Annotated in this window: 18 protein-coding genes and 1 pseudogene; 18 read left to right on the top strand and 1 reads right to left on the bottom strand. The window is 49.3% G+C overall.

Translation table 11 applies throughout. From position 1 onward, the window contains the following. The first annotated feature begins 177 nt into the window (after positions 1–177). From AT746_RS11015 to AT746_RS10980, 8 genes are all read left to right on the top strand, one after another. Complete coding sequence (locus AT746_RS11015) at positions 178–2,688, top strand: TonB-dependent receptor (RefSeq protein WP_062480265.1); 2,511 nt, start codon at positions 178–180, stop codon at positions 2,686–2,688. 113 nt (positions 2,689–2,801) lie between these two features. After that, the gene (locus tag AT746_RS11010; RefSeq protein WP_062480262.1) at positions 2,802–4,382 is read left to right on the top strand and encodes a sodium:solute symporter; all 1,581 of its coding nucleotides are present in this window, start codon (positions 2,802–2,804) and stop codon (positions 4,380–4,382) included. A 9-nt stretch (positions 4,383–4,391) separates the two neighbouring features. Further along, the gene (locus tag AT746_RS11005; protein WP_062480261.1) at positions 4,392–5,363 is read left to right on the top strand and encodes a carbohydrate kinase family protein; all 972 of its coding nucleotides are present in this window, start codon (positions 4,392–4,394) and stop codon (positions 5,361–5,363) included. Between the two features lie 76 nt (positions 5,364–5,439). Next, positions 5,440–6,885, top strand: a complete 1,446-nt coding sequence (locus AT746_RS11000) for a hypothetical protein (RefSeq protein WP_062480259.1) — start codon at positions 5,440–5,442, stop codon at positions 6,883–6,885. 122 nt (positions 6,886–7,007) lie between these two features. Next, positions 7,008–7,856, top strand: a complete 849-nt coding sequence (gene rluB / locus AT746_RS10995) for a 23S rRNA pseudouridine(2605) synthase RluB (protein WP_062480258.1) — start codon at positions 7,008–7,010, stop codon at positions 7,854–7,856. Positions 7,857–8,136: 280 nt separating this feature from the next. Then, entirely contained in the window at positions 8,137–9,105 is a 969-nt protein-coding gene (locus AT746_RS10990; protein ID WP_062480257.1) for a DMT family transporter, read from the top strand. 17 nt (positions 9,106–9,122) lie between these two features. Then, complete coding sequence (locus AT746_RS10985) at positions 9,123–9,497, top strand: DUF2750 domain-containing protein (protein ID WP_062480256.1); 375 nt, start codon at positions 9,123–9,125, stop codon at positions 9,495–9,497. 10 nt (positions 9,498–9,507) lie between these two features. Beyond that, positions 9,508–9,909 (top strand): SufE family protein, encoded by a 402-nt coding sequence (locus AT746_RS10980; RefSeq protein ID WP_062480254.1) that lies wholly within the window; start codon positions 9,508–9,510, stop codon positions 9,907–9,909. 266 nt (positions 9,910–10,175) lie between these two features. On the opposite strand, the gene tcdA is transcribed toward AT746_RS10980, so the two are convergent. Continuing rightward, positions 10,176–10,982: a tRNA cyclic N6-threonylcarbamoyladenosine(37) synthase TcdA gene (tcdA, locus tag AT746_RS10975; RefSeq protein ID WP_062480252.1), complete on the bottom strand. Its 807-nt coding sequence runs from the start codon at positions 10,980–10,982 to the stop codon at positions 10,176–10,178. A 390-nt stretch (positions 10,983–11,372) separates the two neighbouring features. Between tcdA and AT746_RS10970 the strand changes: the two genes are divergently transcribed. The 10 genes and pseudogenes from AT746_RS10970 (at position 11,373) to AT746_RS10925 (ending at position 19,490) form a co-directional block, all read left to right on the top strand. Further along, complete coding sequence (locus AT746_RS10970) at positions 11,373–13,565, top strand: argonaute/piwi family protein (protein WP_062480250.1); 2,193 nt, start codon at positions 11,373–11,375, stop codon at positions 13,563–13,565. Further along, on the top strand, positions 13,553–14,713 hold the full coding sequence (locus AT746_RS10965) for a hypothetical protein (protein ID WP_062480248.1): 1,161 nt from the start codon (positions 13,553–13,555) through the stop codon (positions 14,711–14,713). The genes AT746_RS10970 and AT746_RS10965 overlap by 13 nt, the downstream gene beginning before the upstream one ends. 184 nt (positions 14,714–14,897) lie before the next feature. Next, positions 14,898–16,160 (top strand): hypothetical protein, encoded by a 1,263-nt coding sequence (locus tag AT746_RS10960; RefSeq protein ID WP_062480245.1) that lies wholly within the window; start codon positions 14,898–14,900, stop codon positions 16,158–16,160. Beyond that, positions 16,160–17,209 (top strand): hypothetical protein, encoded by a 1,050-nt coding sequence (locus AT746_RS10955; protein WP_062480243.1) that lies wholly within the window; start codon positions 16,160–16,162, stop codon positions 17,207–17,209. Before AT746_RS10960 ends, AT746_RS10955 begins: the two co-directional genes overlap by 1 nt. 68 nt (positions 17,210–17,277) lie before the next feature. Then, a complete protein-coding gene (locus AT746_RS10950; RefSeq protein ID WP_062480241.1) occupies positions 17,278–17,700 on the top strand; it encodes a hypothetical protein in 423 nt (140 codons plus the stop codon). Between the two features lie 145 nt (positions 17,701–17,845). Continuing rightward, positions 17,846–18,127, top strand: coding sequence for a BrnT family toxin (locus AT746_RS10945; protein ID WP_062480239.1), 282 nt, complete (start codon positions 17,846–17,848; stop codon positions 18,125–18,127). A gap of 5 nt (positions 18,128–18,132) precedes the next feature. After that, on the top strand, positions 18,133–18,357 hold the full coding sequence (locus tag AT746_RS10940) for a BrnA antitoxin family protein (RefSeq protein ID WP_062480237.1): 225 nt from the start codon (positions 18,133–18,135) through the stop codon (positions 18,355–18,357). 78 nt (positions 18,358–18,435) lie between these two features. After that, a pseudogene (locus AT746_RS10935) lies at positions 18,436–18,712 on the top strand (type II toxin-antitoxin system RelE/ParE family toxin). Continuing rightward, positions 18,712–19,005, top strand: coding sequence for a HigA family addiction module antitoxin (locus AT746_RS10930; protein ID WP_062480235.1), 294 nt, complete (start codon positions 18,712–18,714; stop codon positions 19,003–19,005). Before AT746_RS10935 ends, AT746_RS10930 begins: the two are co-directional and overlap by 1 nt. Before the next feature lie 86 nt (positions 19,006–19,091). After that, on the top strand, positions 19,092–19,490 hold the full coding sequence (locus tag AT746_RS10925) for a hypothetical protein (RefSeq protein WP_062480233.1): 399 nt from the start codon (positions 19,092–19,094) through the stop codon (positions 19,488–19,490). Positions 19,491–19,519: the final 29 nt, after the last annotated feature.

The raw sequence follows: 19,519 nt of genomic DNA, 5'->3' as shown, positions 1-19,519 counted from the left end.
TCACCTTGGCTGTTTATCAGGTTAACTCTACCTGCCGAAAATAAAATTTCACAAACAATTTACACGCTGTGAAATCTTTGCTAACTTCCATCTTAAACGTTTAAGAAGACTTTGCAAGTGACTTTACATTCGGCTTTGTTGAGTCGTATAAAAACCATACCACCAGAGGACAAACCCATGACTGAGCGTTTTAGTAAAACCCCCGTGGCCCTGGCAATTGCCGGGTTGTTTCTGACTCAGCCACTTGTGGCGCAGGAAGAGGCATCACCGGCGCAGCAGCCGAAAGAAAAATTTGAACAGATTGTTGTGACCGCCAGCCCCGGTGGGGCGACAATGCAGGAAGCCAGTGTGTCGGTCAGCTCTTTCTCCCAGGAAGAGGTATTTAAACTGGCACCGCGCTCTACCGCTGAAGTGTTCCGCGCGCTGCCCGGTATCCGCGCCGAATCATCAGGCGGTGGCGGTAACGCCAATATAACTATTCGCGGTATTCCGCTGGCCACCGGCGGCTCCAAGTTTATGCAGCTGCATGAAGATGGGCTGCCGGTGCTGGAATTCGGTGATATCAACTTCGGTAATACCGACAACTTTATGCGCCATGACTGGTCTGTGGGGCTGGTGGAGTCGGTACGGGGCGGTTCGGCCTCCACCTTTGCCAGTAACTCACCAGGTGGTGTGATCAATATGATCAGCAATACCGGTGAATCCGGTGGCGGCGCCATCGGCACCTCTTTCGGGGTGGATTATGACGAGTTCCGTCTCGATTTCGCCTATGGCGGTGAGTTTAACCGCGACCTGTATTTTCATATTGCCGGCTTTGCCCGCGATGGCGAAGGTACCCGCGATACCGGTTTTGACGGTGACAATGGCGGCCAGATAAAACTGAACGTGACCCAGTTGCTGGATAATGGTCATTTGCGCTTCTTCTTTAAAAACCTCGACGATCGGGTGACCACTTATCTGCCTGCACCTGTGGCAGTAAAGTCCAACGGCAGCTTCGGTGCGGTGCCAAACTTTGATGCCAGCTCACAGACCCTGCATTCGGCATACAATACCAATGTGTCTACTTTCGATGCCTATGGTAATCCCCGCAACCGTGATGTGACCGACGGTATCGAGTCCAAAGTTACCTCTTTTGGCTTCGAAGCAGATCTGGAAGTGGCACAGGATCTGTTCCTGCTGAATAAATTCAGAACCAGCGATATCAGCGGCAGCTTTATCTCGCCTTTTACCGATACCTTCGGCGGCTTCGGGCCGCAATCGGCAGACAGTATGGCGCAGGCCATCTGTGGCTCGGCTCTTGATGGCCAGGGCAACAGCTTCGATTGTTCCTCCACTTCTGTGGTACTGGCCAATGGCCCCGGTGCCGGCAATAACTACGACGGTCTGGCCTTGTTGAATCTGCAGTTTGATACCGAACTGCGCGATTTGGGTAACCTGATTAACGATCTGAATCTGCGCAAGGAATTTAACAACGGTATGACCCTGACTGTGGGCTATTACTATTCCAAGCAGAATATCGAAGCCACCTGGAACAGCTGGCAAACCTATATTCAGACGGTAGACGGTAATAACTCCCAGTTACTGCATATCGAAGATGCCAATGGTGAAGCATTGGTGAACAATGGGCTGTGGGCACCAAGCTTTTTGTCCTGGGACTGGGATCTGCAATACACCACCACCGCGCCTTATATTAACCTTGGCTTTGAAATCGGTGAGAACTGGCTGATTGATGTCAGTGCCCGTCACGACGAAGTCAAAGCCACCGGTGAAGTGATCAACAGTTGCTGTGGCGGCAATACCGATGTGGATATCAACGGTGATGGTGTGATCAGCGGCAATACCGAAGATGCCTCTGCAATTAACGGCGGCTTTTTCAGCGGCGGGGTGATCAATCTTAATCGCGGCGGTGCGGCGGTACAGGCGGTCAATTATGATGCCAGTAACACGTCCTTTTCATTAGGGGGCTCTTATCTGTACAGCAAAGAACTGACCTTGTTTGGCCGTTATAGTGAAGGTGGTCGCGCCATTGCCGATCGTCTGGTACAGATCCCCGGCGCCCTGAATGCCGATGGCAGTCTGAGCGACACCACCTCGGGCTATGATGAAACCGAACAGCTGGAAGTGGGGGTAAAATATGCCACCGCCGATTTCCAGCTAAATGCCACCTTGTTTGATACCGTCACCCAGGATACGCAGGCGGAAGTGACTTCCGGGCTGACCTTTATCCGTGAGTATGAGGCTACCGGCCTTGAACTTGAGGGGCTGTATGAATTCGGCCATGGGTTTACCCTGCAGGGCAATATGACCTGGACCGATGCCGAGATCAGCAAGGACGTGTTTAACCCGGCATTAGTGGGCAAAACACCCCGGCGCCAGGCTGACTTTATCTACACCCTGACGCCTCAGTACCAGAGTGCCGACTGGCTGTTTGGTGCCAGCCTGCAGGGCTCATCGTCCTACTATGTGCAGGATTCCAATGAGCTGAAGCAGGATGCCTATATGCTGGTTAACCTGTTTGCCACCTGGTACGCCTCGGATCGGTTTTCGGTATCCCTGAACGTGAATAACGCCTCAGACGAGTTCGTTATTACCGAATCGGAAGAGGGTTTTGCCAACCCGGGTGATATCATTCGTGCCCGCCCCTTAAACGGGCGCACAACCAATATCTCCCTGCGCTACGAGTTCTGATTGTATTTGTCAGCAGGCGCCAGGGATGGTGTGCCTGTCTGGCATAAAGCTGTCTGAAATTATTAGAATCGCGTTCCTGATGGGGTCGCGCTGGCTGTTTGAAGGATACCGCTATGACTGATTACAGTCTGGGTCAAATCGATATCGTTTTTATCCTGATCTACTTTGCCGTAGTGATGTTTATCGGCGTAAAAGTGGGCAGTAAGCATAAAGACGCCCAGGACTACTTTCTTGCCGGCCGCAGCATGATCTGGCCCTTTGTGGGGATCTCGCTGTTTGCCTCGAATATCTCCAGTACCACCCTGGTGGGCCTGTCCGGCTCGGCGTATTCCACCGGTATTTCGGTGTTTAACTATGAATGGATGGCCTCGGTGGTGCTGGTGTTTTTCGCCATCTTCCTGCTGCCTATCTATCTCAATTCAAAAATCTATACCATGCCCGAGTATCTCGAACGCCGCTTCGATGTGCGTTCCAGGTACTATTTCTCCGGCGTGACGCTGATTGGCAATATCCTGATTGATACCGCCGGGGCACTGTTTGCCGGTGGCATCTTACTGAAACTGATCTTCCCGGCTTTTGAGTTGTGGGAGATTATTTTTGTGCTCTCTATTGCGGCCGGTATTTATACTATTGTCGGGGGCTTAAAAGCGGTCATTTATACCGATGCCATCCAGACCGTGCTGATCCTGATCGGCGCCATCGCCATTACGGTAATTGCCTATAACAAGGCCGGCGGCTGGGATGCTATCCAGGCTGCCACGGATCCTGAGGCCTTAAGCCTGATCCGCCCGGCGGATGATCCCTCTATGCCCTGGACAGGGCTGCTGTTCGGCGTGCCGGTGCTGGGTTTTTACTTCTGGTGTACCAATCAGTTTATGGTGCAACGGGTACTCAGTGCTAAAAACAACCAGCATGGCCGCTGGGGCCTGTTGCTGGCCGGTGCGCTGAAGCTGCCGGTGTTATTTCTGATGGTCTTTCCCGGTACTATTGCCAGGATTCTCTACCCGGATATTGAGAGCCCGAATCTGGTTTATCCGACGCTGATTTTTGAGCTTCTGCCGGTGGGGTTAAAAGGTCTGGTGGTGGCCGGGATCCTGGCGGCGCTGATGTCGAGTATTGATTCGACCCTGCATTCTGCCTCGACCCTGGTGACCATGGATTTTGTCTCCAAGGCCAAGCCGGATTTAACCTCAAAACAGCTGATGAAAGTAGGCCGGCTCACCGCCTTTATTTTTATGCTGGCCGCCGCAGCCTGGGCACCCTATATCGAAAAATTCGGCTCCTTGTTTGAATACCTGCAACAGGTGCTGGCCTATATTGCGCCACCTGTGGTGTCGGTGTTTATTCTCGGTGCGCTGTACAAAGGCATGACCGCCAATGCCGCCTTTTACAGCTTTATGCTCTCCCTGGCCCTGTCGGTTTCGATGCTGATCGCGCAGGGCGCAGGCGTGGTGGATATTCACTTTTTGCATGTGGCGGGGTTGCTGTTTGCCATCGCCATGGTGACAGGCATTGTGATCAGCCTGATTGAAAAACAGCCCTTATCTGAGGATAAACAGGCCTATACCTGGAGCCCGGCGCAGTTTCGTCAGGAAATGCAGGACGAGGCCCGATTGCCCCTGTATCAGAACTATATCTTTTTATCTGTTGTATTGCTGGCGGTGACCACGGCACTGGTTGTGGCTTTTGCATAAGGAGAGCCAATGAAAACGGTAATTTGCTTTGGTGAGGCGCTGATTGATTTTCTGCATACCGACGAACAGCAGCAGGGGCCTCTGACACTACCCGGTTACCGCCAGTATCCGGGTGGTGCACCGGCCAATGCCGCCGTGGCGGTGGCAAGACTGGGGGGCAGGGCGAAATTTGCCGGGCAGGTGGGCGGCGATGCCTTTGGTGATTTTCTGGAACAGGCACTGAAGGCCTATCAGGTGGACACCTCTTTGTTATTAAGGCACGCCAGTGCGCCCACAGCACTGGCCTTTGTGATGCTGGATCAACACAAAGAGCGTTCATTCAGTTTTTACCGTAACAATACGGCCGATCTGTTGTTTGACCCCAAACACATTGACGCGCACTGGTTTACTGATAAGCCAATAGTGCATTTTTGCAGTAATTGTCTGACCACGGAATTTGCAGCAGAGGCAACACAGGCGCTGGTCAGTAAAGCCCGCACTGCGGGTTCGTGCTTAAGTTTCGATGTCAATCTGCGCCATAATCTGTGGCCCGAAGGTCAGGCTGATAAAGCGCAGATCAATGATCTGGTCAGGCAGTCCGAAATCGTTAAGTTCTCCCGCGACGAGCTTAACTATCTGGCCGGTGAGAATACGCAGCAGTATTTAAATGATTGCCTGGTTGATCACTGCCGCTTAATACTGGTGACAGATGGCGGCGGCCCTGTGCGTATGATCACCCGCGCAGGTGAGCGAAAAATAACGCCGCCTGCTACAGAAGTGGTGGATACCACCGCCGGGGGGGATGCTTTTATTGGCGGGTTATTGTATCGCCTGAGCCAGAGTGATGAGCCGCTGACCGAACAGCCGCTGGCAAAACTTGAACAAGCGGTTTACTTTGCCAGCTGTTGCGGCGCCATTGCCGTAAGCCGCCCCGGGGCCTTTACAGCGCTGGCCGACAGCACCGAGGCAGAAGCGCTGATGATGGGTGAACGGCAGGGGTAGTGTGCGGCTTTGTGTTGGCAAGCGGAGCAAAAGTGAGTAGGGTATAGTAATAAGAAAAACATATCATGGAGCGATAATGAAAAAGTCCCTGCTAATAATCCCACTTTTTATTTGTTCAAAAGCACTGGCACTGCCTGAAATTCTGCCTTATTTCCCTGGTTGTGATTATCAACAATATGAGGCTGTAAACGCTCAGGGAGAGGTAGAAACAAACCTGGGCAGTGGCGGCTATGAAAGCAGTTTACAGTCGGTTTTGTTTAAACTGCGTGGCGCAGCCGGGGAGCAGGGTGCCGATGCTCTGGTGATCACCGATCTTAAGGTGCATACCAGAGATTTAATGGACAGAGGCGGTGAACGCCACAGCAGACAGCTCTACAAATACACCGCGTTACCTGTCGATTATTGTGAGAAGGAAGACACGGCCAAACGCCAGATTGCAGATTATGATCATCGCGGGCAACCTGTGATAAATTTTAATATTGTGGCAAAAAGGCAACGTAAGACTCAGCTTGAAGTGACATTCCCGGTGGCCCGCTCTTTGCTGACAGACGAAAAAATTAACAACCAGAACTGGGCAGACAGGCCATTACCCGAGCATCAGAAGGTTTCGCTGGAACAAGGGCTTTATGGTGTTAAGCTTGGGCAAAACCGGGCTGCGGTGATTGAACAGCTTGGTTATCCCAGTGCTGAGTTTAAGTTGTTTTCTGATACCCAGAGCCTGTTGTATGGCCGCAGGCACTGGTTGCACTTTCAGCAGGATAAACTGGTGATGGCAGAGTTTACCGATGGCTACCTTGCCTTCGAGCTGCTCAATCAGATCCCGCCGCTGCCTGGTTTTGATAATTTTTCCTGGCAGATTGGCGATGCCGGCATAGGCAATAAATCCTCTTTGCAGCAGGTGCGCGATGCGTTGCCGGCAGGAACCTACCAGCCCCAGTCTTCCGCATTTTTAATAAAGCAGGGGGATAGCCGATTATCCTTACTCTTAGACAGGGCTCACAGTAATCAGCCTGATGCAGATAACCAGCGTTATGTTATAGGATTCCGGCTTTATCATCATAATGCCAGGCTCACGCCGGTGAACCTTAAAAAGACGGTGAATTACCAGCTAATCAGCGACTTTATGCAGCGCATTGAGCATCAGCAGGATTTGCGTTTTGTGGATCTAATGCCGGAAATAGGGCAGCCACTGGGGCGTATTTTTCATTCTCATCGCGGGCATCTGGATATTTTTGATAACCACCTGGTGCTGGAGGTGAACCGCCCTGGCACCACCCGGTTACATCTCTATCAGCAGGTATTCAGCAATAAGCTGGCACAAGACACTGCACAAGGCTGGACACTGACCAGCACATTGCGCCAGGGAAGCTCGTTAACCGCCATCAGACAAAGCCTGGGGCAGCATTTACAGGTGGCCCACGGCGGCATTTTTCTCTCCGGTGAGCGCTACGATATGCAACTGTATCTGGACGGTGAAAATGAGCAGGCACAGCTGTATTCCGCCAGGGTGACGTTTTACTGACATCGATGATAGCCATTTATTGGTATTAGCCTCGCCCTGCACGTACAATAGCGCCGATTATTCAGTGAATTTTGTGCCAGTGGCTGTTTAGCAGCACACTGGCCGCATAGAGTGGAGCGCAGGTGAGCGATAAATTGCAAAAAGTACTGGCGAATGCCGGTATCGGTTCCCGTCGGGAGATGGAGAAATGGATCAGCGACGGCCGGATTTCGGTCAATGGTAAAGTGGCCGAGCTGGGCCTGCGTGTGGAGCCCGAAGATAAAATCCGGGTGGATGGCAATCCGCTTGGCCCGCAAAATCAGAAAACCGTTTGCCGGGTGCTGATGTACAACAAGCCGGAAGGGGAGCTGTGCAGCCGCAAAGACCCCGAAGGGCGCCCCACGGTATTTGATCGTCTGCCACGGATTAAAAATGGCCGCTGGATTGCGGTTGGCCGGCTGGATATTAATACCAGCGGCTTATTGCTGTTTACCAATGACGGTGAACTGGCCAACGGCCTGATGCACCCCAGTAAGGAAGTGGAACGTGAGTACGCGGTGCGGGTGTACGGCAAAGTCACCGATGTAATGCTTAAACGCCTCAAGGCCGGGGTCAAGCTTGAAGACGGTGAAGCCAAATTTACCAGCATACGCCGCCACCCCGGTGACGAAGACAGCATGAACCACTGGTTTAATGTGACCCTGTCTGAAGGGCGCAACCGTGAAGTCAGGCGCATGTGGGAATCTCAGGAGGTGACCGTCAGCCGCCTGATCCGTGTGCGTTATGGCGATGTGGAACTGCAAAAACGCCTGCCACAGGGCGGCTGGGTTGAGCTGGAACTTAAAGTGGTGAACGGCCTGCGCAAACTGGCGCATCTGGCCCCTGAAACCGAAACCCTGCTGAAAATAGAAGACAAAAAGCAACTGGACCATGTGCAGATCTCGCGCATGCGCAGGGCGGTCAGAAAACATCAGATCAAAAACAAGCAGTAAGTAGGGCCTGCTTATCTTTCATATACGCGCTCTGCTGGTGGCCAATTTTTCATCCAGCGAGGCAGAAGGAGTGAAGTTTAGTGGGCCTAAAGAAACGACTAATAACACTGCTGGGTGGAACAATGGCCCCAGCCCTTCGGGTTGAGGCAAAAAATGCTTCACTCTGCGTTAATCGCGGCTCGTTTAGATGGCTAAACCACACCGCTCGCGCCTTGATTGAAGCATTTTTTGCTCTCAACAGAGACGAATATGAAAGGTAAACAGGCCCTGAGCCCTTATTATGCATAACGTTGCTGTCAGACATTGGTATGGCTTCGGCCTCTCTCTGCTTACCGCCGTGTTGTGGGGCATGCTGCCGGTTTTTCTGAAACTCAGCCTGCAGGTGATGGATGCCATTACCATCACCTGGTTCCGTTTTACGCTGGCGGCGGTGTTTGTGGGGCTGATGCTGTATAAATCTAATGCTTTGCCACCCATGCGCGCTATCAGCCGCAGTAATAACCTGTTGTTGTTTATTGCCGCAGCAGGGCTTATCGCCAACTATATATTGTATTTAAAGGGGGTGGATTACCTGAACCCGGAAACCGCTCAGGTATTGATCCAGCTGGCGCCCTTTTTGCTGATGCTGGGCGGCATACTCTTATATAAAGAGCGCTTTAACCGCCTTGAAACCGTAGGCGCGGTGACTTTGTTAAGTGGCCTGTTGTTGTTTTTTAATGAACGCCTGCCGCTGCTGTTCAGCTCATTAGGTATGTACACTCAGGGCGTGCTGTTTATTATTGTGGCGGCCATCACCTGGGCGGTATATGCCTTGTCGCAAAAGGTGCTGCTGCGCGCCATTACCGCTAAACAGCTGACCCTGATCCTGTATTGCGCCGGCGGGCTGGTGTTATTGCCGTTTTCCGATATCGTGCTGATAACAGATATGAGCACGCTGCAATTCTGGGCGCTGATGTTTTGCTGTGCCAATACGGTGGTGGGTTATGGTGCCTTTACCGAGGCCCTGCACGTGTGGCACGCTTCAAAAGTCAGTGCGGTGATTGCCCTGGCCCCCCTGTTTACCTTTTTAAGTATGGAAGGGGCGGTGCGTATCTGGCCGCAGCATTTTGCGCCCAGCGATCTGGACCACTGGGCCTATATCGGTGCGGCCATGGTGATGGTGGGCTCCATGTTAACCGCGGTGGGCAAAGGCAAGCAGCAGGCTGCGCCCATTAAAACCCCTGTCGCCCCTGAAACCAATGACAGCTAATTGATTAAGAGCCGGTTATGACCCAAACATTTTCTGATCTTATTGCCATGGATGCCGAACAGCGCGCCGAATATACCTTTACCGCGCTGCTCAGCCAGGGCCAGCTCTGGGGCCTGACACAAAAAGCCGTGTGGGCCATGCTCAGCGCCGAAGGGGATGCCTGCACACCGCTGTTCCCTGACCAGCAAACGGCGCAACATTGGAGTGATGTACATTTCCCCGGGGCTAAAGCCAGAGCCATCAGCCTTGATGAGCTGCAGAACACCTTGTTCAGCCAGTGGCAGCCCGATGAGGTGATGCTGATGCTCTTTCCTGTGGTGCGCGAAGAAGACGCCATCGTGGTAAAAATCGATGAGATGCAACAGGCCATTGCCGAAGAACAGGCCCGCTGAGTTTTAATCTATGGGTGATATTTTCCAACCCGGCCCGGTGGCCTTATCAGTACAACAAGCCAGAGGCTGGGACAACCAGTTAAGGGCCTTAATGCTGGCGGGTAAACAGCTGCCCATATTGCCCGAAAGCCAGCGCACAACAGAGTACGAAGTGCAGGGCTGTGAAAGCCAGGTATGGCTGCAGGTAACAACAGCACAACAGCAGATAGCGTTGCGGGCCTTTTCGCCAAGCAAAATTGTGCGCGGGCTGTTAGCCCTTATCTGTGAAGCGCTGGCAGGAAAAACCGCCGAGCAGATAAGAGCCTTTGATCTGCAACGCTATCTGGCAGAGATTAACCTTGAACGGCATTTAAGCCAGTCGCGCAACAACGGCCTGCATCAGGTGATGCAAGCCATTCTGAATCAGATCTGATTAGGGCCTGTTGATTTTTGCTGTATGAATTTTGTTCTAATTAAACGCTTTTTAATCGAGGCGCAGCGTTGAAGGCCTAATGGATTAAGTCGAAATGCTGCAACAAAGAGTAAAAAGCGTTTAAGACGAATCCGAAGGACAGCGTTTGTGCGGCATTTCTACTGCTTCAGCACTCTTTCATGTAGAGCAACTACACCACAATCGTGCTTTATTGTATAAATACCGCACAACTCGCTGCAAAAACATACAGTGAAGATCAACAGGCCCTAGTCTTGCTCAGCCGTTTCTTGCCTGCGTGCACAGCGCTGCAGGTATTTTTCCATAGCGCGGGCGGCAGCCACAAACCCAAAGGTGCCGGTTACGGCCACTGAGGCCCCAAAACCTGAATTGCAATCCAGTTTTACGCCGCCATCGGCAAAGTCCTTAGTCTGACATACCGTGCCATCGGCCTGCGGGTAACGCAGCTGCTCGGTGGAATACACACAATCCACCGCAAAACGGCGCTTGGGGTTACTGGTAAAACCATAATCCCGGCGCAGCAGAGAACGGACTTTGGCGGCGAGGGGATCCTGCTTTGTTTTACTTAAATCGGCGATGGCAACCTGGGTAGGGTCCGTTTGCCCACCGGCACCGCCCACCGTCAGCACCGGTATTTTACGCCGTTTACAATGGGCGATAATTGCCGCTTTGGCCGTCACCGAATCGGTGGCATCAATCACATAATCAAAGCCGCTGAGGTACTCGCGCACATTCTCCGGGGTAACAAAATCCTCAATGCAACTGACGTTACATTCGGGGTTGATCAGCGCAATACGCTGCGCCATCACCTCGGTTTTATCCCTGCCCACAGTATCAGTCAGGGCATGGATCTGACGGTTAACATTGGTGGTGCAGATATCATCCAGATCAATCAGCGTCAGCTTACCCACAGCAGTGCGCGCCAGTGCTTCGGCCACCCAGCTGCCGACACCGCCAATGCCAATAATGCAGAAATGGGCCTGCCTCAGCCATTCTGTATGCTGCTGACCATAAAGCCGCTGGGTACCACCAAAGCGCTGGGAGAAATCACTCATCAAAGAATCTGTAAACCGCCGATAAAGGGCGCAGAATATACCATAGCGCCCCGTTGCCACCAATACGACGCATTGCTGTATCAATTAGAGAAGTAAAGGATTGGACTCCCTGAGGTAGAGGTTACTGTGCCCGAACAAGTTTGATGTCACTGAAAAGCAAAACATTTTTAATGACAGAAAATTGCACTGCTGCCAAGGCTGGGGCATAGTAAACCCACAGAAGGGAATCGGATCCCCATAGGCCCAGTAGCGACGCGCTAATGCTTATTAGCCGGAAGTCTTATATGCGACAGGTTTTACGTTAAGTTTGGGATAGAACGATTCTGGTTATCTAAGCGTTAGACGTACAAGAAAAAGGGCGCGAGCAGTGACTAAAAAAAGGATTAAATTTTGTCAGTCTTCCTGAACGCATTTCCACTTAGAGTACCTGATACAGAGCTTACGGCTCTCCAGATTACCTATGACAAGGAGAAGCTGGATAGTCTTCGTGCACAATATGGAGCAATGCATTCTTTTCGTCGCCAGAGCGACAATATACTGATTTTTTCAGAGGATGGAGCATTCCCTATATCCGGGACGCCGCGCAGGATCACGTTAAAGGATAATTTCGGCATCTTCTGCTCGCTAATAAAGGATGCTTTGACAAAGCATCTCGTCGGACTAGGCCGCAATCCCATCGGTTTTTCGCCCATTGAGCTGGTGAGTGCAAAGCCGGAAGACAATCTTCTGTCCTCGATTCTTGGTGATGGTTACCCATTTAAGATTTGTGCCAAATACACAATTGACACACGCATCGTTAAAGGGCAGCCGTGTCTTGTCATTGATTGCACAACGCGACGGGTGCTCAAAGAAGACAGCTTGTACTTCCTGAATGCCGGATACGATCTTGTGGGCCGTTATGTTGTTACTGAGCAGGACGATGGTTACCGAAAGCTCCTCGGAGCAGTGAGCCAATGTAACGGTGAAGCACTCACTGTCACGCGGCCTGACAAGCAGGAAGTGGAGGTCAATGCGAAAGACGTTTACCTCGAGGCCAGCCGAGTAAATTTCGACGATTACATCCTGCATACTCATGGCGAGAAAAAAGACGTCATCGTCGAACGCATCCGGCAAGTTGTTTCAGCATTTAATGGCGGCAAGAATAAGAAAGCTCGCATCGACGCACTTAAAAACTACATTCAGTCGAGAGACATTTCGTTTATTGACGCGACGCCCATTGAGATCATGGAACAACCGGATATTCGGAGCCAGTGTGGGCAGATGCAAAAACCGGTTTTTGTCTTCAACGACAATGGCGAGGCCAGTTGGGCTGAGAAAGGCCTAGTTCAATACGGTCCATATACAAAGCGAACCTTCGACAGGAACGACCCCTCAATTTGCGTGATCTGCGCCCAGCACGACAAGGGGCGGGTCGAGCAGTTTGTACGAAAGCTATTGAAAGGTATTGCGCGAAGTAATTATTTCAGCAATGGTCTTGAAGGAAAGTTCTCGCTCGGAACCAGCCGCATCGATGTGTTTACTATCGCCAACGACAGCGTGGATGCATACAAGAACGCCATCGAGTCCGCGATCCGAAAAAAAGCCGACGAGGGTGGGCGGTGGGATTTGGCGCTCGTTCAGGTTCGGCAATCTTTCAAAAAGCTCGAGGTCAGTGAAAATCCTTATTATGTAGGCAAAAGTCTCTTTTTCTTGCATCAGATCCCTGTACAGGATTTTACGATAGAACTTTTAGGACAGTCCGATTACTCACTCGGATATTCGCTTAACAATATGGCATTGGCTTGCTACGCAAAGATGGGCGGCATCCCGTGGCTTCTAAAATCCTCTCCGACCCTTTCTCACGAGCTTGTGATAGGGATCGGCAGCGCGAATATCGGACAGAAGCGTGGCTTTGAAAACCAAAGAATCATGGGAATTACTACCGTTTTCTCTGGTGATGGCAGCTATATTGTCTCAAATACTTCAAAGGCTGTTGTCCCTGAGGCCTACTGCGAGGCGTTGACTTCCGTTCTCGACGAAACCATTGATAAAATTCAGAAACGTATGAACTGGCAGAAAGGCGATACGATTCGTCTAGTTTTCCATGCGCAGGTCAAGAAGTTCAGCAAGGATGAAATTGCTGCCGTCCAGACCGTCGTAGATAAGTACCAGCAATACCAGGTTGAGTATACATTCCTAAAAATCTCAGAGAATCACGGCCTGCATATGTTCGACTCCACTACGGCCGGCGAGAAGAAGGGAAAGCTTGCGCCCCTGCGAGGAAAGACGTTTAAACTCTCCAAACATGAAATGCTCGTCTATTTGATCGGTCAGAGAGAGTTACGTAACGACACCGACGGTCACCCACGCGGATTGATTCTTGATGTACATAAGGATTCGACGTTTACGGACATAAAATATTTAAGTGCACAGGTTCATAGCTTCGCCTCACATTCTTGGCGCAGTTACTTTCCTAACCCTCTACCTGTGACAATCAGCTACTCAGACCTGATCGCTCGGAATCTTGGTTGGCTGAACCAAATTCCAGGCTGGAGCGACTCTGTGTTGGTCGGGAAAATAGGTCAGTCTCAATGGTTCCTGTAGAGAAGGAAAATGCCTACCAACTGCGTGATCACCTTTATAACAAGATGATCGAGGGGGCCCACATAGACCCTTTCAAATGTTGTTTTCTACATTACTTGGGATTGTCGAAGGGAAGTGTTCCGTCCTTCGATTTTGCGGTGCTTCCCTTGTATCAGAGGTGCGCTATTGCGGGCCTCGGTGTTCTGCAAGAGGTTGCTTCAAGTCTGGACGTTTCGCGCCTTCTTGGGCAAGCTGCCAAAATCGACTCCACGCCACGCCCATGGGTATCTGACGTATTTGGCGTCATGGCCGTGAAATGGCTTGTTGCGAAAATGGACGATGCCCGCATCGCTCAAGAGTTTGAGATCTGGATATCAGGTTTCCTTGCGAAGCAAGTGAGAAGTGACAATCTAAATACCTTCGAAAAAGACATCGCAGCGTATGTTAGTAGCGACGAATCAACCAATTATGCGAGCGCATGTGTGCCACTATTCCTTCATTACCAGAACATTCAGCGGATTGGCAATCATCAAGAGCGGCTTTCGCTTATTGACCGTTTTATGGGAGAGTTCCGAGCGCAAGCGCAGAGAGGTGCGTCGACAGCTCTTTTGAGCCTGATGGTGTACGTTTTTGATCAGGTCAATCAGGATGTGGCCGTGGTGCCTCCCCAAGGCTGGAGCCTCGGCGACCTCTTGGGGTTCCTTGACCATATTCCCGTCGGTCTAAAACGCTGGACATGGGAGGACGTTGGTCGGACGAAAGGCGCGGAGCCAGTCAAGTGGTCTATTATGAACGAATACCACGTCCAGAACCTTCTCTATGTCTTGCTAGCTCCGATTTTTAATGACATTGCTGACGAAGTGAATCTACAGCCTGTAGGCCAGAAGAATCCTCGCATTGATCTCTACCTGCCGTCGCTGCATACGATCATCGAGGTCAAGTACCGCAAGAATGTTAAGAAGTCCTTCCCGGCGCTCGTTGGTGAGATCGCCGAAGATGCGTCACTCTACCGCGCAGACGCGAAATACACGGACGCACTAATTGTCATCTTCCTGTGGGATTGTACACGCGCGACACAAGAACATGCGAAGTTTAGGGAAGGTGTTTTGAAGCTCGATGGGATCAATGGATGTGTCGTAGTTAGTGCGCCATCCACAATGGATGGCTGACCGCTGAGTTAGATTCGGCAATGCAAACAGACTAAAGATAAAGATGATTTAGCAGAAGGAAAAGCATGGCCAGAAGTGCGTCTAACAAGACGCTGTTGGCGGACAATTTTTGCACCGCTTCGCGGCTCCAAAATTGCCGCAAAGCTCAGCGTGATGAAGAAAATCCGGATTAGGAAGTATCTATATGGACAAAAAACTGCAAGGTTCTTGGCTGATTCATCATACGAACAAGCTGCAGAATGTTACCAATCAAGGACAATATCAGAGCACGTTTGTTGCAGGGAAAGCAGGCATTTTACTTTCAGCGATCTCCGAGACAAATCAAAGTGTATTGCCTAATGATAAGTTAGAGGTATTAGCCAATGCCTCTAACATCAATATAGGGTTTGAGCTGCCCCGGCTACTTGAGGTGCTAAAAGAGCAAGAGCTAATTGATGTTACTGCTTCAGGTGTGGGTGTGCTTGGTGTGACAACTTCATCCGCGCTGCAGCACACCTCTAGCATCTTCGAATCTCTCTCTCCAAAAAGTATTGAGGTTTCTGCGATAGAACTCGCGGAGTCCGCCTCAATAAAGCCGGTACGCAGCTCAGAGCTAGGCGAGAGACTTTCAGATGACTACAAGCTTTCTAAAAAGGAAATACAACAGTTATTCTATGATTCTGAAAACATCGGTTTTGTGGATGCCGAAGCTATCGGCAAAGATGAAAAGTTACTATTTAATGGCAATCTTTTTAGAAGAGATTCTGCGGTTAAAACTAAGGCTGTTTTAGATTCTCTCAACTCCGCTGAGCAGGCCGCGTTAGCCGAACTGATACAGAAGCTGAAGAAAAATGCATGCGTGCCATATGCAGATGCGTTGCAAATATTAGGAGAAAAGCTCTTCAAGAAGGTCAATGCCATCGGTTTTTTTGACATTAACGTGGTTAGCAATAGCCAAGAAGAGGTTGGTTACTTAACTTTGCCTGCGGCATTCTCGAAGTTTAGCAGTTCTATGGTCGATGATGCATTTGATTTGGCCAAAGCATTCGTCGCATCGTTGACTTATGGTATGACCAAAAGTGATTATGCACGAGGTCAAATTAGTATGATTGATCGGCTTCTCGGGGCTTTAATTGATGACAGAGAAGTAGGCCCGGTAAGTGCTATTGGCCAGGACTATAAAATCCTGGAACTAAAAGGCGTCGTATCCATAAGGCATGGTACAAAAGGTGGGCGAAGTGGGCCACTAATGAGACTCCTAAAGAAAGAGGTGGGCGAGCTGGCATTGCAAGCTATCAGGCAGGGTGACGTAAGTGAGCAATCAATTATCGCCCTACCCGGTGCTGCGATAACTAAATTCAGGGGGCCAGAAGTCAATAGAGAAATTATAAGACGAGAGCAGATACAGAAAAGCCCTTTTGAAACCAATGACATGATTAGTGCATTAAGAACAGGAGGTGGATTTTAATGGTTAAGAAAATCCACAAAGGTTTTGGGATGGAAGAAAAACTCAGGAATTACTTTCTCCAATCTGGCTATTTCGTCGTTCGAGGCGTGCCTTTCGGTTACAAAGGTTTTGATGTGACAGATATTGATTTATGGCTATATAGTCGAGAATCATCTTTGGCTCGAAATATTACTATTGTTGATGTTAAAAACAAAAAGACACCTCAAGCTATTGAGCGAATATTTTGGGCCAAAGGCTTGGCCAAAGCTGTGAGTGCTAACAACGTTATCGTAGCTACTACAGATAGACGAAAGGAAGTTAAGGATTTCGGTCGTGACTTAGATGTTTTGGTATTGGACGGGGTTTTTGTTTCTAAATTGTCAAAGTCAGATAGTTTTTTGAAGAATAGGTTTTCCGACGAAGAGTTTCTGGAGGCAATCGATAATTACAGTCTTGGAAAGTTAGATGGTGATTGGAAGGGTCAGATCCTAAAATCAAAGAGTTTGCTTGCCAATAATATTGGTTTTGACTCGTGCAACCAGTGGCTGGAGGTTGCACGATTTTTTGCTGAACAAATACTTACGAAACCTAGCCAAAAGGAAATTGCGCTAAGGTGTTTTTATTATTCTTTATCACTTTTTTCTATTGGTGTGGATTTCATCCTTAAAGAGCTCTCTTTCCTAGACCACGAAGAGAGAGTAGGCAGGCTAGTAGAAGGGTTTACATTCGGGTCAAAGGGTAGAGCCGGCGTGACACAGATGTTATCTACGTCTCTCTCTCTCGTAGAACAGTTTGCTCCAGAAGGAAAAGCTCTATCATCACAAGTACGATCAAAAGTGATCGCGGACTTTGAGTCGCTGCCAACAAATATTGTCGGAGAATATTTCGCAAAGAGCGAAGTTGCGAAGGTAATCTTTTCAACTGCGAGAGAGTTCGAAAGCATTGCGATGAATCGCACATTCAAAAGCCATTCAGAATCAACAATTGAGCTTCGCGGCATTATTGGATGTTTGCTAGATTATTGGGGAATAAATCGTAGGGATTTTGGTGCTGTTGCTAATCATTCATAACAAGTGTAGGCAAGGGGCGCTCCTGACGTCGCGCCTCTGCTACAAACGTTATACGTAAAGGAGAATATATGAGAAAACTGATAATTATTTTAATTTTAAGTTTACCTTCAATGGGAGCTTTAGCTGGAGATATACCGAAAATATTAAGCGCTGGATTTGAAGCATATGAATCTGGTGGGCCAAAATCGGCTATAGAGTCTTGGATTAAAGGTAGCGCGCTTGAAGGTAGTAAAGATGCTTTAGCTCAAGCAAACATGTTCAGGCAGATTGAAGACTATTATGGAAAATACTTAGGATACGACTTATTTAAAAGCAATAATTTGGGGCCTAAATCAAATTTATATTTAATCACTATGAATTATGAGAAAGGTATTTTGTTTGCTAAGTTTTTCACTTACAAACCAATAGATAAGAATGACATTCTAGTAAACTTCAAGTTTCACACTGAAACTGACATGGTTTGGCCTTCTTATATGGTTTATGGCCAGTAGTAAGAGCAAGCGCATCAACACATGGACTAATAAAGCTTGGCTTGTTTCGGGCTTTACCAATTTTGCCAAGGTTTATTAACCCGTTATGCGGGCGTTGTGACCTACCAAGATTGACAGTTCGACAGAATGTACATACAGTGTACGTATGATTAAGTTTGCGTGGGATCAGAACAAGGCTGACTCAAACCTCACAAAGCATGGGGTTTCGTTTTATGAGGCGAAATCAGTGTTTTACGATGAGTTCGCTATCCAATTCTTTGATGATGAGAATTCGGCTCCTTCCGAAGACCGCTTCCTCATGTTGGGAATGAGTAATGAAGCCCGCGTCCTGGTAGTGTGTCACTGTGAGCGGGAGCACGGCGAAACTATTCGGATTATTTCTGCGCGTAAAGCAACCAGTAAAGAGCGAAAATATTATGAGGGGTGAGCGTCATGAGAGATGAATATGATTTTTCAACAATGAAATCACGCAAGAATCCATATGCTTCTAAATTAAAAAAGCCTGTAACAATAAGGCTTAGCGAAGATGTTGTCGGATATTTTAAGGAGATGGCAGAAGAAACCGGAGTACCTTATCAAAGCCTGATTAACCTTTATCTCAGAGATTGTGCCGCACATCATAAAAAGATCGACATTTCCTGGCACACGAAGCCATAAAAAGCATTTCAGCGAACAAGCCGCTGAAAAAGGCGGTATGCAGGCTGACCCCGTTGCGCAATGCGCTACAATATTCCCATGATTAAGTCATTCAAACACAAAGGACTGAAACGCTTCTACGAGACGTAGTGCTCGGGGAATTCAGGCCAAACATGGAAAGCGGCTGTGCATGCAACTGGCAGCACTGGATACAGCAAAGGAAATCAATGATTTAGACATTCCCGGATACAAGCTTCACCCTCTAAAGGGTGACAGGAAGGGTAGCTGGGCCATTACCGTTAATGGAAACTGGAGGCTGACGTTTGAGTTCTCCGACGGTAATGCTTGTGTACTGGATTATGAGGATTACCGCTAATGAAGATGTATAACCCCCCACACCCCGGCGAGTTCATTCTGGCGACCTATATGGAGCCTTTTGGCCTGAGTTGCCGTTATTTGGCGGGGCGGTTGGATGTATCTCCGTCCACCTTAAACCGCCTGCTTAAGCAGCAGAGCGGTATTAGCCCGGAAATGGCGCTGCGTCTTGCCAAGGCTTTGGGCCGGACTCCTGAAAGCTGGCTTGCGATGCAAGACATGTATGACCTCTGGGTTGCGGGAAAAAGCGTTAAGCTCGACAAGGTGCAAAAAATTGACCTTGATGCCGCATAACCAGGCCATTAAGGTCGCGCACTTCGTGCGCCGGGCCTTGTTTCACCCGGCCGCTTATGGCGGGCGCTAGCACTACTGGTTTGAGAATGGAATATTTACCAAAATTATTTGCTAGAAAATTTGAGCCACATAGCAATTACGTGGCTCTAAAAATAATCGGGTTTCTTTTAATCGTAATGGCCTTAACAGCGATTACTAAGGACTTCATGCCGCTACTGAGTAGTTTTATTTTTCACTCTGGTTTCGCTGCGGGCTTGGTATTAGTTATTGGGTTTCAGTCTGTTCAACAATACCGCCCTAAGAACAAGTTTCAAACTTCAAACCCTTTACTGCTGTGCATTCTCGCCTCATCATTGTTCGAGTCACTGGTTTCAGTTTGGAGCAAGGTCTCAAGCTTCATCTTTTTAGTAGCTTTTCATGTGTTTTTAGTTTTTGCCGTTTTTTCGTTATTCTTTCCTTTTTTAGGTTTAGTGCATGGCAGATAACAAACCAATAAACTCACTCGCTACGCTCG

The organism is Lacimicrobium alkaliphilum (genome assembly GCF_001466725.1).
GTDB lineage: Bacteria > Pseudomonadota > Gammaproteobacteria > Enterobacterales > Alteromonadaceae > Lacimicrobium > Lacimicrobium alkaliphilum_B.
This window is presented reverse-complemented; position numbering and strand designations above follow the sequence as displayed.

What these genes read in the sequence shown, in the direction of transcription:
- AT746_RS11015 (WP_062480265.1), top strand. Translation starts at nt 178, where the DNA reads ATGACTGAGCGTTTTAGTAAAACCCCCGTGGCCCTGGCAATTGCCGGG.
- AT746_RS11010 (WP_062480262.1), top strand. Translation starts at nt 2,802, where the DNA reads ATGACTGATTACAGTCTGGGTCAAATCGATATCGTTTTTATCCTGATC.
- AT746_RS11005 (WP_062480261.1), top strand. Translation starts at nt 4,392, where the DNA reads ATGAAAACGGTAATTTGCTTTGGTGAGGCGCTGATTGATTTTCTGCAT.
- AT746_RS11000 (WP_062480259.1), top strand. Translation starts at nt 5,440, where the DNA reads ATGAAAAAGTCCCTGCTAATAATCCCACTTTTTATTTGTTCAAAAGCA.
- AT746_RS10990 (WP_062480257.1), top strand. Translation starts at nt 8,137, where the DNA reads ATGCATAACGTTGCTGTCAGACATTGGTATGGCTTCGGCCTCTCTCTG.
- AT746_RS10985 (WP_062480256.1), top strand. Translation starts at nt 9,123, where the DNA reads ATGACCCAAACATTTTCTGATCTTATTGCCATGGATGCCGAACAGCGC.
- AT746_RS10980 (WP_062480254.1), top strand. Translation starts at nt 9,508, where the DNA reads ATGGGTGATATTTTCCAACCCGGCCCGGTGGCCTTATCAGTACAACAA.
- tcdA (WP_062480252.1), bottom strand. Translation starts at nt 10,982, where the DNA reads ATGAGTGATTTCTCCCAGCGCTTTGGTGGTACCCAGCGGCTTTATGGT.
- AT746_RS10965 (WP_062480248.1), top strand. Translation starts at nt 13,553, where the DNA reads ATGGTTCCTGTAGAGAAGGAAAATGCCTACCAACTGCGTGATCACCTT.
- AT746_RS10960 (WP_062480245.1), top strand. Translation starts at nt 14,898, where the DNA reads ATGGACAAAAAACTGCAAGGTTCTTGGCTGATTCATCATACGAACAAG.
- AT746_RS10955 (WP_062480243.1), top strand. Translation starts at nt 16,160, where the DNA reads ATGGTTAAGAAAATCCACAAAGGTTTTGGGATGGAAGAAAAACTCAGG.
- AT746_RS10950 (WP_062480241.1), top strand. Translation starts at nt 17,278, where the DNA reads ATGAGAAAACTGATAATTATTTTAATTTTAAGTTTACCTTCAATGGGA.
- AT746_RS10945 (WP_062480239.1), top strand. Translation starts at nt 17,846, where the DNA reads ATGATTAAGTTTGCGTGGGATCAGAACAAGGCTGACTCAAACCTCACA.
- AT746_RS10940 (WP_062480237.1), top strand. Translation starts at nt 18,133, where the DNA reads ATGAGAGATGAATATGATTTTTCAACAATGAAATCACGCAAGAATCCA.
- AT746_RS10930 (WP_062480235.1), top strand. Translation starts at nt 18,712, where the DNA reads ATGAAGATGTATAACCCCCCACACCCCGGCGAGTTCATTCTGGCGACC.
- AT746_RS10925 (WP_062480233.1), top strand. Translation starts at nt 19,092, where the DNA reads ATGGAATATTTACCAAAATTATTTGCTAGAAAATTTGAGCCACATAGC.